Source organism: Tenacibaculum sp. TB-56 (assembly GCF_059716275.2).
The window spans coordinates 315001-328411 of sequence record NZ_CM201367.1 but is presented as its reverse complement, the minus strand read 5'-3'; the positions used below and the strand labels follow the sequence as shown (position 1 = coordinate 328411).

At 38.3% G+C, this 13411-nt stretch carries 11 protein-coding genes, 2 tRNA genes and 4 rRNA genes (1 of these 17 cut by a window edge); 12 read left to right on the top strand and 5 right to left on the bottom strand.

Annotation, left to right across the window (positions count from 1 at the left end; genetic code table 11):
• Nucleotides 1-202 precede the first annotated feature (202 nt).
• From AC3VI6_RS01575 to AC3VI6_RS01560, 4 genes are all read left to right on the top strand, one after another.
• The gene (locus AC3VI6_RS01575; protein ID WP_435255252.1) at nt 203-490 is read left to right on the top strand and encodes a DUF6922 domain-containing protein; all 288 of its coding nucleotides are present in this window, start codon (nt 203-205) and stop codon (nt 488-490) included.
• Nucleotides 487-801, top strand: coding sequence for a nucleotidyl transferase AbiEii/AbiGii toxin family protein (locus tag AC3VI6_RS01570; protein WP_497704923.1), 315 nt, complete (start codon nt 487-489; stop codon nt 799-801). Before AC3VI6_RS01575 ends, AC3VI6_RS01570 begins: the two co-directional genes overlap by 4 nt.
• A 6-nt stretch (nt 802-807) precedes the next feature.
• Complete coding sequence (locus AC3VI6_RS01565) at nt 808-987, top strand: hypothetical protein (protein ID WP_497704922.1); 180 nt, start codon at nt 808-810, stop codon at nt 985-987.
• Nucleotides 988-1068: 81 nt separating this feature from the next.
• Nucleotides 1069-1254, top strand: coding sequence for a hypothetical protein (locus tag AC3VI6_RS01560; RefSeq protein WP_497704921.1), 186 nt, complete (start codon nt 1069-1071; stop codon nt 1252-1254).
• A 343-nt stretch (nt 1255-1597) separates the two neighbouring features.
• Here the strand turns inward: AC3VI6_RS01560 and AC3VI6_RS01555 are convergent, their stop codons facing one another.
• The 5 genes from AC3VI6_RS01555 to AC3VI6_RS01535 all read right to left on the bottom strand — a co-directional run bounded on the left by AC3VI6_RS01555 (nt 1598) and on the right by AC3VI6_RS01535 (nt 3782).
• Complete coding sequence (locus tag AC3VI6_RS01555; RefSeq protein WP_497704920.1) at nt 1598-1924, bottom strand: YegP family protein; 327 nt, start codon at nt 1922-1924, stop codon at nt 1598-1600.
• A gap of 276 nt (nt 1925-2200) precedes the next feature.
• Nucleotides 2201-2371, bottom strand: coding sequence for a hypothetical protein (locus tag AC3VI6_RS01550; protein WP_497704919.1), 171 nt, complete (start codon nt 2369-2371; stop codon nt 2201-2203).
• Complete coding sequence (locus AC3VI6_RS01545; RefSeq protein ID WP_497704918.1) at nt 2361-2600, bottom strand: hypothetical protein; 240 nt, start codon at nt 2598-2600, stop codon at nt 2361-2363. Before AC3VI6_RS01545 ends, AC3VI6_RS01550 begins: the two co-directional genes overlap by 11 nt.
• The gene (locus AC3VI6_RS01540) at nt 2578-3024 is read right to left on the bottom strand and encodes a DUF5675 family protein (RefSeq protein WP_298997465.1); all 447 of its coding nucleotides are present in this window, start codon (nt 3022-3024) and stop codon (nt 2578-2580) included. Before AC3VI6_RS01540 ends, AC3VI6_RS01545 begins: the two co-directional genes overlap by 23 nt.
• A gap of 2 nt (nt 3025-3026) precedes the next feature.
• The gene (locus AC3VI6_RS01535; RefSeq protein ID WP_464837871.1) at nt 3027-3782 is read right to left on the bottom strand and encodes a hypothetical protein; all 756 of its coding nucleotides are present in this window, start codon (nt 3780-3782) and stop codon (nt 3027-3029) included.
• 219 nt (nt 3783-4001) lie between these two features.
• On the opposite strand from AC3VI6_RS01535, the gene AC3VI6_RS01530 reads away from it, so the two are divergent.
• From AC3VI6_RS01530 to AC3VI6_RS01495, 8 genes are all read left to right on the top strand, one after another.
• Nucleotides 4002-4199, top strand: coding sequence for an SMC-Scp complex subunit ScpB (locus tag AC3VI6_RS01530; RefSeq protein WP_298997459.1), 198 nt, complete (start codon nt 4002-4004; stop codon nt 4197-4199).
• Between the two features lie 605 nt (nt 4200-4804).
• A complete protein-coding gene (locus AC3VI6_RS01525) occupies nt 4805-5560 on the top strand; it encodes a calcineurin-like phosphoesterase C-terminal domain-containing protein (protein ID WP_497704917.1) in 756 nt (251 codons plus the stop codon).
• Nucleotides 5561-6515: 955 nt separating this feature from the next.
• Nucleotides 6516-8030: ribosomal RNA gene (locus AC3VI6_RS01520) — 16S ribosomal RNA — on the top strand.
• 130 nt (nt 8031-8160) lie between these two features.
• Nucleotides 8161-8234, top strand: a tRNA-Ile gene (locus AC3VI6_RS01515).
• A gap of 159 nt (nt 8235-8393) precedes the next feature.
• Nucleotides 8394-8470, top strand: a tRNA-Ala gene (locus tag AC3VI6_RS01510).
• 229 nt (nt 8471-8699) lie between these two features.
• A 23S ribosomal RNA gene (locus AC3VI6_RS01505) occupies nt 8700-11574 on the top strand.
• 100 nt (nt 11575-11674) lie between these two features.
• Nucleotides 11675-11783, top strand: a 5S ribosomal RNA gene (gene rrf, locus AC3VI6_RS01500).
• Nucleotides 11784-12888: 1105 nt separating this feature from the next.
• Nucleotides 12889-13411, top strand: a 16S ribosomal RNA gene (locus tag AC3VI6_RS01495) (it continues 996 nt past the right edge of the window).
• The 16S, 23S and 5S rRNA genes sit together here with 2 tRNA genes alongside, the layout of an rRNA operon.

Here is a 13411-nt window from a genome sequence, read left to right as displayed (position 1 = left end):
GTATTTAGGGCTATTCATGAGTACCTTAATGTAAAAATATAATGACACGAACTAAATAGCCCGCCTTCTAACGCTTTAAATGGTAACTATAAATAGTATTTAGGGCTATTCATAAGTACATAAGAGTTAGTAAAGGATATATTCACAGTATTTGGAACATTTTTTGATTATCTTTGTACTATAAAACCGTTAGGTACAATAGGTGAAAACAAATAGTAACATAGCGAATACATTTCCAAAACACTTATTTTGGGATATGGATTATAGTAAATTATCTTTAGAAGAAGATAAAGAGATTATAATCCCAAGAGCTTTGTATGCGACAACCAAGGCTACGTTTAAAAACGATATAGCCAAATTAGAAAACTTGTATTCATTTCAAGATATTTTATCAGTCTTACAAAATACCAAAGAACGAATTAGTAATGCCGTTTGTGAGTTAGTTGCTAAACACTACAACGTTCCTGTTTTTTATCGTTACAAATTATGAGTGCTGTTTCCAAAGTACTTATAGAAACCATTAAAGAATTACAAAACTTACCAAGTCTATCAAAATTTGCATTAGGCGGTGGTACCAATTTAGCAATTCGATATAACCATCGAAAGTCAATCGATATCGATTTATTTTGTAGTGAAATTATAGGTTTTAACGGATTTGAAAACATAGAAAAAGAACTCAAAGAATTTTACGGAGATAATTTATTAGGGATTGATTACCCTTGTAAAATTAACGATCAATATATCTTTTTAAGAACTTTTATATCAAAACCTGATGGGACTACTATTAAAGTGGAGATATAACAAAACATGAAATTAATATATGATACCGATACAATTAATGGTATCCGTTTAATTTCAACAAAAGATATTGGAGTCTTCAAATTAATCAGTGCATCAAGTCGATTAGCAAAAAAAGATATTTACGATCTAAACTATATTACAGATAATAATAACCTTATCGAATTGTTTAAAGATTTAGCAACGTAACAAGAACGTTACAATTCAGAAGAAGATAAAACGATCTTCGATTTAGATGGCAAAGTAAACCCGATTCAAAACCCACACTTATTGTTAGATTTTGATAACCCTAAACAAGGAAAGTCATCGCGTCCAAATCATTCAAACGATTTAATCGAAACTGTTCCCAATAGTAAAACTTGGATAACCACAGGTATTGAATGGCGTGCTAAAATGAGAAGTTTATATCGCCATTTAGAGTTAGATTTTCCAAAACCAAAAGGAAGAAGTGTTTAATTGTTATCTCATTCAAGCTGCACAAAACTTTCGTTAAGTCCAAGTATTCCTTACCTCAAGTCTTTGTTGGTTTCATTTCACTAACAAACAAGGGAGCCACAATTCCCCAAGTGTATCCTGAGCGTAGTCGAAGGACCCTTTTAGCGGTGTAAGTTCCAGCAATTTTTAAAGTCTTTCATGTGTCTGCGGTATATAGAGCATCTGCTTAGAAGGCAGACGCTCTATACACCTCAAACCGCGTATAAAAAAAGAACGTTACAAACGTCCTTTATTTATTTCTCCTAGCTGAACTTTAAAAATTACGTACACTTACGTCATTCAGCCCCTGAAAATATACTCTTAATTATACTTCTTCAACGGGTGCTTTAGGAGCATTTGTTTTTACAGATTCAATTCCGTTTTTCATACCTGAAGAGCTCTCGTACATTTCACTAGTACCAATAACTTGACCATTACTAGCTTTTAAATTAAAATAATGCTTATCGTTACTAGATACTTTTTGATCAAATTTGCTGTCATCTTGCGAATTGGTTTTAACGGATTCTATACCATTCATACAACTTGCTTTAGCAGTATATCCTTCACTTGCTAAAATTTTTTGACCATTGCTTGCTTTTAATCTAAAACGATATTCAGATTTTGAATCTTGATAAACTTCGAATTTTGCCATAATATTTGATAGATTTTGAATCTAAATATAACAAAAAAGTATTCTTAAAAGAAAGAATCCATGATGAGGTTTTTACAAAATGTATTAATACGGTGATTATATGTATTTAGATATAATTTAATGTTTTTCGATAGAATTATATGTTTTTACATATAACAGTGAAGAACTGTTTCCAGTAATAAGGGTGTTTATTAAAGTAAAAAAGGAAAGAGGAAGCAAAAGTAAGCACTATCGTGCTTGATGTTCTTCGCTTTCTCTTTCCTTTTTCGGTTTAAATTAAAATTTGAGTTGTTTAGATAACCACCTAAGAAAAGCGGATACACTAAAACTGACAACAGCTCCAATAATGGCTAAAATTACAGTTGTAATGATATCTTCTACACCAATGTTTACAATAGAAGATAAAAGAGTGCCTCCAATAATACCCGCTTTTGTATTATGGTTCATGCTCAGCATCTTCTTTAGGGATTTCCTCATCTTTTACAACGGCTTGACTTACTGCAGTAGCAACAGTTCCTGCAACCGTCATGTAAGTCGCAATAGTTACAATCACAGCGGGCATAGCAATTGGAGCAGCGATAATGGCACCGCCAGCTGTAGCCAAAGCAATACCTATATTACGTAAAGTCTTGAAAAACTTAGGAGTCGGTTTTTTATAACGTTCTACAATGTTCATAATTTTGAGATTTAATAGTTAATAAAACAGTTTCATTTCTTTCTTTAGCTTGATATACTAAAGACAATAATTGCTGCATAGCACCTTTTGAGTAGAGTCCTTTTCCAATACCAGTGAGATAAGTAACCGGAGCAATACAACCCTCTAAATCTTTTAAAGCATCATTAGCGGGATGAAATAGAATCAAACTTCTTCCTATAACATCCTTTAAGATTAGGTGATGTTTGAAACGTTTTGAAAAACGAGGTTCAATCTCGTACTTCCCTTCAGGAATACAAGAGATATTTCGTTTGTTATTGTTCCAGGGCAATTCAATAGTATAGCAAAGAAATCTATTTTGAGCACGTTCATTGAGCGTAGTCCAAATGAAGAGAGTACCGTTGGTACCCTCTTTATAATAGGCTCTATACAGTACTAACTCCATAATTAAGGAGTGTCAACAATCACAACAGCCAAAGCATTGTAAGCTCCGTTCTTTAAAGCATACATTTGACCGTTTACTTCCTGATAAAACTCAATACCAAGAACCTGTACAACAGGTAAGGTAGAGTTTGCAGTCAAAGAAGCTGTTAAAGCGATTGCTGCAGTATCAGCTGCTGTGTAAGGTAAAATAGCAGTTTCATCATGCTCAAAAGTTGAGGTTTCATTCTCAAAATCCAATTCAGAAGCTCCCATTACTACTTTAAAATGCGTTGCTCCAGTAGGAGCTGCAATTCTAACAGTCGGAGAAAAAGCATCGATAGTTAACGTTGCTTCTCCAGATACACGGTCAAAAGCATTTGCAAAAGCAGCAAAAAGAGTAGTTCCTAACTTTCCGTTCAAGTTAAATTCAAAGCTTTCTAATAAGCTTAAATCCCCATCTTGAACTGTTCGTAAACCTCTTTCATTTGTTGAGTCGGTTTTGGTAACAGCAACAAGGTTTTTAGTTAAACGAGAAACCACACGTTTGTCCTTTGCGTTTTGCAAAAGAATACGAATAGCATTTCGCAATAGCTTACCACCTTTACCAGCACGTCCAAATTCAGACCCATTTTCACGCGTTCTTTGAAACGCAGGATCATTAGCAATACGATTGGCGTCAACACCACCTTTTTCACGTGCTAGGTATCCGTCACTTGTTTTGTAAAAAGAAATACCTCCGATAGTTCCTTTTAGTTTAATAATTCCTGTTTGTCTTGCCATAATAATTCGTTTTTTGATTACTAATTCAAATCACGTAACTTTATGTTTCCCAGAAAAAAACAGGATGCCGTTTTTGGTCATCGATACCGATACAACCAAAAACGTCATTAAAATATTGATAACACGTGCGTGTTACCAACATTTTAACAACGGATTATCATCACCATCATAAATAGATGAGGTATAGTTTAAGTATGGATAAAGCATATATAAAGCAGTATGAATCTAAAAAGAGTGTGCATATACCCAAAAGATATTCAACGTATCACAGGACGTAGTGAACGCTACGGGCGTAAGCTTTTAAATGACATAAGAAATTACTTTGGAAAAGAATCTTACCAGTTTGTAACGATAAAAGAATTTGCAGAATATAGTGGGATAGAAGAGGAGTTAATAGTAGAATACATTACCGATTAAGGTAATATTATTAAGCTCTATTTAGTTGCTTTTGAATAGTATAATTCTTAAATTTACTAGGTAATTAGGCAAATAAAAATCACTATTTACCACCAATGTTTAAGTGCGTAATTCGGTTACACTTAAATTTTAGTTATCAAAAATCATAGACTTTATAAGGTATACAGCGATTAGGATATGTTCCTGTCGCGATCACAATAAGCCTTGTTAATCTTTTGATTTTCAAGGTTTTTTTGTGTTTTAGGGGGGGATAGGGAGCTTGAGAAATAAATTATATCTGATTTTGTATTGATAGTAGGAGGTCTTCTGATGATTCTTTAAATTTTAACAATGATTTATCTGTACACTCTATATCTTCAATGTTAATACCACTAATTACAAACTTTGTATAATCATTCAATATGCTATTAACAGGTTCTTTTTTGATATTGTTTGAAGTAATAGGATATAACAAACCTGAAATTATTAATTGATTCTTCTTATTGTAATATGCCTTATAAGTATGAATTTGAATATGGAGATAACCTGTTTTGGTATTCAACAACAATTTTCCAATAAATAACCGTGAGTATATAGGTAAGTTTGATGAAGATCAATTAACATTTGTGTCTAACATAATCAAGAAGTTTGAAAAGAAATATAATTCAATAAAAATTTTCACGCACATTCCTTTAGAGTATACAAGAAATAAAGAAGAGCTTATAGGTTTGATGAATCCTTTCGAAAAGGTTTTGGTTGCCGCAGGTCATACGCATACACAGTATCATACTTTTTTTAAAAGAAGTCAAAAGCCAGTAGTTCATCAGTTAGTAGGAGGAGCGGTTTGTGGTGCCTGGTGGCAAGGAGCATATGACATTCATGGAGTTCCATTTGCTATAATGTATGATGGTACTCCAAAAGGATATTGGATTTTAGAGACAGAAGATAGCGATTGTCAACTTAACTATAAAGTTTCAGGAGCGCCTACAGAAAAGCAAATACATATTTGGGTTCCAGAGAACAAAGAATGGGATACAGAAATGAACGTTTTAAATGAGCCTTATGTATATGTAAATGTGTTTGCAGGAGGAGAAACTACAAAAGTTGAGGTTTCTTTTGATGGTATAGCATGGCAGTCTATGGAGTATCACCAAGGAGTAGCGCCAGAATTAAAAAGATTTTATTTACTTCAAGAATTAGGAAGGTATAAAGGACAAAAATTGTCAAAAATGCCTAAACCAACTACAAAAAGTAAACACTTATGGAGGTTTAAAATGCCTGAAAACCTTTCAACAGGAATGCATTTAATAAGAGTTAGAGTAAAAGATGACTTATTAAAGTTACAGGCAGAAGATGTAAGGATTTTTTATAAGCAAAAATAAAAGTGCAGGGGTAGTTTCTTGAAGGTTGATGTTTAGACTGGAAATAGAAACACGAAAGCTTTGTATAGGTTACTTTAACTAATAAGCTTTCCTTGCTCCTCTTATTTTGAAGAGTTGTAAAATTAAAAAGGAACTCTATTTATAAAGTAACTGTAACCTCCTCTATTTTTTAAAGGTAGGGGTTACAGTTGTTTCAGTATATACTTGTTTTTTTAGCATTAACTCCAGATAATAATATTTTTAAAACAATATCTCTCATTTGACTTATAGTTTATTCAATTAGACATACAAACGTGAGGTTGCTTATCAATACATATATTATATATAATTGTTCGTTTGAATTAATAGTTAATCACACATCAGAAGAACTTCCGTATGTAAAGCATTAATTTTTAAAGTATTAAAAAAAGGTTTTTAAAAAAGGTAAAAAAAGCTTGTTATAAGGAAAAAGGTATCTATATTTGCATCCGCAAACGGAAAAGCGGTAAGCTTAAGAAGTTAGTAATAGTTCATTAAAATAGGGAGTAAGATACGTAAAGAAAAGGTTAAAAAATAGATTAATTTTTTCTTGTTTTATTTAGATTAAACGTAGTATCTTTGCAGTCCGATTTTAACGGGAAGTAGTTCATTAAAATAGTGCAGTAAACAAACAAAAAAAACTTCAAAAAAGTTTTTGTCAGAGTAAAAAGAGTTTGTATGTTTGCACCCGCTTTAAGAAAGCGGTTACGATCAGAGAGATTTTGGAAAGCGATAAGCTACTAGTTCGAGTCTAGTGTTTCTACAAGAAGGTTGAGTTAAAGAGATGAGTTTAAGACTTGTTATTGGCGACTCGCCACGTTCATTGAAAATATTGAAATTGACAGCGTAATTAAAAGAGTAGAATTACCACGGATAATCTAAAAGATTACCGAAAAAATTCTTTTGGAACTTAACATTTAAAATAATTAAAGATTTTACAATGAAGAGTTTGATCCTGGCTCAGGATGAACGCTAGCGGCAGGCTTAACACATGCAAGTCGAGGGGTAACAGGGTGCTTGCACCGCTGACGACCGGCGAACGGGTGCGTAACGCGTATAGAATCTGCCTTGTACAGGAGGATAGCCTTTAGAAATGAAGATTAATACTCCATAATACTGAGATGTGGCATCACAATTTAGTTAAAGATTTATCGGTACAAGATGACTATGCGTCCTATTAGCTAGATGGTAAGGTAACGGCTTACCATGGCAACGATAGGTAGGGGGTCTGAGAGGATTATCCCCCACACTGGTACTGAGACACGGACCAGACTCCTACGGGAGGCAGCAGTGAGGAATATTGGTCAATGGAGGCAACTCTGAACCAGCCATGCCGCGTGCAGGAAGACTGCCCTATGGGTTGTAAACTGCTTTTATACAGGAAGAAACAGTCGTACGAGTACGACCTTGACGGTACTGTAAGAATAAGCACCGGCTAACTCCGTGCCAGCAGCCGCGGTAATACGGAGGGTGCAAGCGTTATCCGGAATCATTGGGTTTAAAGGGTCCGCAGGCGGTCAATTAAGTCAGAGGTGAAATCCCATAGCTTAACTATGGAACTGCCTTTGATACTGGTTGACTTGAGTTATACGGAAGTAGATAGAATAAGTAGTGTAGCGGTGAAATGCATAGATATTACTTAGAATACCGATTGCGAAGGCAGTCTACTACGTATATACTGACGCTCATGGACGAAAGCGTGGGGAGCGAACAGGATTAGATACCCTGGTAGTCCACGCCGTAAACGATGGACACTAGTTGTTGGGTGCAAATTCAGTGACTAAGCGAAAGTGATAAGTGTCCCACCTGGGGAGTACGATCGCAAGATTGAAACTCAAAGGAATTGACGGCGTGCACAAGCGGTGGAGCATGTGGTTTAATTCGATGATACGCGAGGAACCTTACCAGGGCTTAAATGTAGAGTGACAGGGGTAGAGATATCTTTTTCTTCGGACACTTTACAAGGTGCTGCATGGTTGTCGTCAGCTCGTGCCGTGAGGTGTCAGGTTAAGTCCTATAACGAGCGCAACCCCTATCGTTAGTTGCTAGCAGGTAAAGCTGAGGACTCTAGCGAGACTGCCGGTGCAAACCGTGAGGAAGGTGGGGATGACGTCAAATCATCACGGCCCTTACGTCCTGGGCTACACACGTGCTACAATGGTATGGACAATGAGCAGCCACAACGCGAGTTGGAGCGAATCTATAAACCATATCACAGTTCGGATCGGAGTCTGCAACTCGACTCCGTGAAGCTGGAATCGCTAGTAATCGGATATCAGCCATGATCCGGTGAATACGTTCCCGGGCCTTGTACACACCGCCCGTCAAGCCATGGAAGCTGGGGGTGCCTGAAGTCGGTTACCGCAAGGAGCTGCCTAGGGTAAAACTGGTAACTAGGGCTAAGTCGTAACAAGGTAGCCGTACCGGAAGGTGCGGCTGGAACACCTCCTTTCTAGAGAAAGATGGTGAGTTACATAAGAGGTATATTTTACTCTTTGCTGTTAATTTTAAAAATTTAGACTAAGATCTTAAAAAGGAGATAATTTTAGATGTTTGATATTAATATCTAAGCTGTCTAAGACAGTCTCGTAGCTCAGCTGGTTAGAGCGCTACACTGATAATGTAGAGGTCGGCAGTTCGAGTCTGCCCGAGACTACAAATTATTCAAAGATTGAATGATTAAAGAATTGAAAGATTTTAGTTAAAGGAAAGTTTAGAAGTTGAGGGATTTGGTTTTACGTGTTGAGTGCTAAGTTTTAAGTTAAACTCACACCAACTAATAACTAACGACTAATAACTCATAACTAAAAGAGATGGGGGATTAGCTCAGCTGGCTAGAGCGCTTGCCTTGCACGCAAGAGGTCATCGGTTCGACTCCGATATTCTCCACCAGGCGATGCCTAGAGATAAGTAATATTATCTTCAAGAGTATTGCAGGCAGATTGTGACTAACAAGTTTAATTACTTGTCAGTGGCGACTCGCCACAACGTTCATTGACATATTGGTAAAATGATATCGTAAAGAATCAAGATAGAGAGTTAGATAATATCTAACAACATATTTTTATAAGAACAAGAATTATAAAGAGCTCGTTCTAGCGTAAAGCTAGAGCAAAAAGTACAATAAGCTAAATAAGGGCGTATGGAGGATGCCTAGGCTTTCAGAGGCGATGAAGGACGCGATAAGCTGCGATAAGCTACGGGGAGAAGCACATATTTTATGATCCGTAGATTTCCGAATGGGGCAACCCAGTACATTGAAGATGTATTACCACGTAAGTGGGGCAAACCTGGTGAACTGAAACATCTAAGTAACCAGAGGAAGAGAAAACAAAAGTGATTCCGTTAGTAGTGGCGAGCGAACGCGGATTAGCCCAAACCAATGTTGTTACGGCAATATTGGGGTTGTAGGGCTGCGACATTAGAATCTAAGAGAACTGGAATCGTTTGGAAAGACGAACCGCAGAGAGTGATAGTCTCGTACAGGTAATCGAAGAGGATATAGCAGTACCCTGAGTAGTGCGGGACACGTGTAATCCTGTATGAATCCACCGGGACCATCCGGTAAGGCTAAATACTCCTGAAAGACCGATAGTGAACTAGTACCGTGAGGGAAAGGTGAAAAGAACCCTAAGTAAGGGAGTGAAAGAGAACCTGAAACCGTACGCCTACAAGCGGTCGAAGCACATTAACTGTGTGACGGCGTGCCTTTTGCATAATGAGCCTACGAGTTACTGTTACTAGCAAGGTTAAGATTTTAAGGATCGGAGCCGAAGCGAAAGCGAGTCTGAATAGGGCGAATATAGTTAGTAGTAGTAGACGCGAAACCGAGTGATCTACCCATGGGCAGGTTGAAGCTGTGGTAACACACAGTGGATGAGCCGAACCAGTTGACGTTGAAAAGTCTTTGGATGACCTGTGGGTAGGGGTGAAAGGCCAATCAAACTCGGAAATAGCTCGTACTCCCCGAAATGCATTTAGGTGCAGCGTTGAATAAAAGTTTTATAGAGGTAGAGCTACTGATTGGATGCGGGGGCTTCACCGCCTACCAATTCCTGACAAACTCCGAATGCTATAAAATGTTTTTCAGCAGTGAGGGCATGGGTGCTAAGGTTCATGTCCGAGAGGGAAAGAACCCAGACCATCAGCTAAGGTCCCCAAATATATGTTAAGTTGAAAAAACGAGGTTTGACTGCCCAGACAGCTAGGATGTTGGCTTGGAAGCAGCCATTCATTTAAAGAGTGCGTAACAGCTCACTAGTCGAGCGGTCGAGCATGGATAATAATCGGGCATAAACATATTACCGAAGCTATGGACTTTTAAAAGTGGTAGGGGAGCATTCTATATGTGCTGAAGGTGTGCTGTGAGGCATGCTGGAACGTATAGAAAAGAAAATGTAGGCATAAGTAACGATAAAGGGGGCGAGAAACCCCCTCACCGAAAGACTAAGGTTTCCTCAGCGATGCTAATCAGCTGAGGGTTAGTCGGGACCTAAGGCGAATCCGAAGGGAGTAGTCGATGGACAACAGGTTAATATTCCTGTACTTCTTATAACTGCGATGGGGTGACGGAGTAGTGAAAGCACCGCGAACTGACGGAATAGTTCGTTGAAACATTTAGGTATTAGACTGGTAGGCAAATCCGCTGGTTTAGCTGAAGTGTGATAGTACCACAAGTCTTCGGATGCGTGGATAGTGTGCCTAAAAACTTCCAAGAAAAACCTCTAAGCTTCAGGTTATAAGAACCCGTACCGTAAACCGACACAGGTAGTTGGGATGAGAATTCTAAGGTGCTCGAGAGATTCATGGCTAAGGAACTAGGCAAAATAGACTCGTAACTTCGGGAGAAGAGTCGCCAACAGCAATGTTGGCCGCAGTGAAAAGATCCAGGCGACTGTTTATCAAAAACACAGGGCTTTGCTAAATTGAAAGATGATGTATAAGGCCTGACACCTGCCCGGTGCTGGAAGGTTAAGTGGAGTTGTTAGCTTTTGGCGAAGCAATCAAATGAAGCCCCAGTAAACGGCGGCCGTAACTATAACGGTCCTAAGGTAGCGAAATTCCTTGTCGGGTAAGTTCCGACCTGCACGAATGGTGCAACGATCTGGATACTGTCTCAGCCATGAGCTCGGTGAAATTGTAGTATCGGTGAAGATGCCGATTACCCGCAGCGGGACGAAAAGACCCCGTGAACCTTTACTATAGCTTCGTATTGACTTTGGATAAGTAATGTGTAGGATAGGTGGGAGACTTTGAAGCAGCGTCGCTAGGCGTTGTGGAGTCATCCTTGAAATACCACCCTTTGCTTATCTAGAGCCTAACTCAGCAATGAGAACAGTGCGTGGTGGGTAGTTTGACTGGGGTGGTCGCCTCCAAAAGAGTAACGGAGGCTTCTAAAGGTTCCCTCAGCACGCTTGGTAACCGTGCGTAGAGTGCAATGGCATAAGGGAGCTTGACTGAGAGACATACAGGTCGATCAGGTACGAAAGTAGAGCATAGTGATCCGGTGGTTCCGCATGGAAGGGCCATCGCTCAAAGGATAAAAGGTACTCCGGGGATAACAGGCTGATCTCCCCCAAGAGCTCACATCGACGGGGGGGTTTGGCACCTCGATGTCGGCTCGTCACATCCTGGGGCTGGAGAAGGTCCCAAGGGTTGGGCTGTTCGCCCATTAAAGTGGCACGCGAGCTGGGTTCAGAACGTCGTGAGACAGTTCGGTCTCTATCTGCTGTGGGCGTTAGAAATTTGAGTGGATCTGACTTTAGTACGAGAGGACCGAGTTGGACTGACCTCTAGTGTATCTGTTGTCTCGCCAGGGGCACTGCAGAGTAGCTACGTCGGGAAGGGATAAGCGCTGAAAGCATATAAGCGCGAAACCCACCACAAGATGAGATTTCTTTAAAGGGTCGTGGAAGATCACCACGTTGATAGGCTATAAGTGTAAGTGCAGTAATGTATGTAGCTGAGTAGTACTAATAACCCATAGGCTTATGTACGTATCCCGGTCCTAGTGGCCGGGAGCAAACTCTTTGATAGATTTATGATATGATTTTACTAATATGTTAACTTTTACAGTTGAAATATACTGCAACGATTTAAGGTGATTATCGCAATGGGGCTCACCTCTTACCATTCCGAACAGAGAAGTTAAGCCCATTAGCGCCGATGGTACTGCCACTGGTGGGAGAGTAGGTCGTTGCCTTTCTTTAACAAACCTCAATCTTTTAGTAGATTGAGGTTTTTTTTTGCAATTTTTTTTAGAATACTATAATATATCCTTAACAGGAAATAGGTATACAGGTAGATTTTACAATGGCTATGAAAGTAAATTATAGAAAACCTACAAATAACTTAAGCTTTTATCTAACCTCTTATATTTATAGCCTAAGTGTTATCATAGGATTTAAACTACTATAAAGGGATAAAAACACGTAGACTTTAGAAGAAGGTATTATTTGCTGTTATATAGCAAGTTTGTAAGGTTATAGTATCAAAGAGTAGAGGATACGTAGATGTTTCGGAGTATAAGGCTATGTTTTCAAGGATGAAGAAGAAGCGAGATCGCAAGAAAAAGAAGAAGTAGTTGTTGATAACTTAAGCAGAGATGTTACATCACCCCTAATTTTTAGAGTTTTTAAACAGGTTTCCAAGGTTAATAAATGAAGGAAGAGTCCTTAAAAAGGGACATTTAGTAAAGTAATCGAATTTCAAAATCAAAAAACTTTCACACGTAAAGTGTTAATTTTTAAAGTGTTAAAAAAAGGTTTAGAAAAAAGGCAAAAAAAAAGCTTGTTATAAGGAAAAAGGTATCTATATTTGCATCCGCAAACGGAAAAGCGGTAAGCTTAAGAAGTTAGTAATAGTTCATTAAAATAGGGAGTAAGATACGTAAAGAAAAGGTTAAAAAATAGATTAATTTTTTCTTGTTTTATTTAGATTAAACGTAGTATCTTTGCAGTCCGATTTTAACGGGAAGTAGTTCATTAAAATAGTGCAGTAAACAAACAAAAAAAACTTCAAAAAAGTTTTTGTCAGAGTAAAAAGAGTTTGTATGTTTGCACCCGCTTTAAGAAAGCGGTTACGATCAGAGAGATTTTGGAAAGCGATAAGCTACTAGTTCGAGTCTAGTGTTTCTACAAGAAGGTTGAGTTAAAGAGATGAGTTTAAGACTTGTTATTGGCGACTCGCCACGTTCATTGAAAATATTGAAATTGACAGCGTAATTAAAAGAGTAGAATTACCACGGATAATCTAAAAGATTACCGAAAAAATTCTTTTGGAACTTAACATTTAAAATAATTAAAGATTTTACAATGAAGAGTTTGATCCTGGCTCAGGATGAACGCTAGCGGCAGGCTTAACACATGCAAGTCGAGGGGCAGCGAATCTAGCTTGCTAGATGTCGGCGACCGGCGAACGGGTGCGTAACGCGTATAGAATCTGCCTTGTACAGGAGGATAGCCTTTAGAAATGAAGATTAATACTCCATAATGTTTAGAGATGGCATCATTTTTAAATTAAAGATTTATCGGTACAAGATGACTATGCGTCCTATTAGCTAGATGGTAAGGTAACGGCTTACCATGGCAACGATAGGTAGGGGGTCTGAGAGGATTATCCCCCACACTGGTACTGAGACACGGACCAGACTCCTACGGGAGGCAGCAGTGAGGAATATTGGTCAATGGAGGCAACTCTGAACCAGCCATGCCGCGTGCAGGAAGACTGCCCTATGGGTTGTAAACTGCTTTTATACAGGAAGAAACTTAGTTACGTGTAACTAACTGACGGTACTGTAAGAATAAGCACCGGCTAACTCCGTGCCAGCAGCCG